This window comes from Blastomonas sp. CCH1-A6 (assembly GCF_001556365.1).
In the GTDB taxonomy this organism is placed as follows: domain Bacteria; phylum Pseudomonadota; class Alphaproteobacteria; order Sphingomonadales; family Sphingomonadaceae; genus Blastomonas; species Blastomonas ursincola.
Genome location: NZ_LSIS01000159.1, coordinates 1 through 708, shown reverse-complemented (window position 1 = coordinate 708; position 708 = coordinate 1). Strand labels below are relative to the sequence as shown.

General features: G+C 66.2%; 1 protein-coding gene. It reads left to right on the top strand.

All coding sequences use genetic code 11. The features are described from left to right. Positions 1 to 708, top strand: a 708-nt coding sequence (locus tag AX735_RS25665; RefSeq protein ID WP_446471790.1) for a DUF4139 domain-containing protein, incomplete at both ends; no start/stop codon positions are given.

Sequence of the window (708 nt, the reverse complement as noted above, 5' to 3'; positions counted from 1 at the left end):
AGCCCAGACCCGCCCCGAGATCATCTCGGCCAAACCCGACTCCGTCGCGGTCACCATCTATCGCGATCCGCAGCGCGGTCAGGGCGGGGGCATGAACCTCGATTACCTCAACGGCTTTGCGGTGGTGACCGAAAAGCGCACGGTGAGCGTCCCCGCAGGCCCTTCGACCATCCGCTTTGCGAGTGTGGCCGAGGGCATGGTCGCGGTGTCTGCGGTGGTGCGCGGGCTGCCGGGCGGCATCGTCGAGCAGAATCGCGACAAGAAGCTGCTGTCGCCCGGCGCGCTGGTCGATGGCACGCTGGGCAACCGGGTGACGCTCAAGCGCACCGATCCGGCGACCGGCAAGGTGATCGAACAACCGGCAGTGATCCGCAGCGGCTCGCAGGGCGCGCTGGTGGTGCAGACGGAAGGCGGCATCGAGGCGCTGCAATGTTCGGGCCTGCCCGAAAAGGTGATCTACGAAAACCTGCCCGGGGGGCTGTTCGCGACGCCGGTGCTGTCGGTCGATACCGTCTCGCCCCGAGCCGCAACGGTCGAGGTGACGCTGACCTATCTCGCCTCCGGGTTCGACTGGAATGCCGATTATGTCGTGAAGCTCGGCGCGGACGGCAAGTCGCTCGACCTGTTTTCCTGGCTGACGCTCGCCAATGGCAATGCCGAGAGCTTTGCCGATGCCGAACTGCTGGTGATCGCCGGCACGCTCAACAC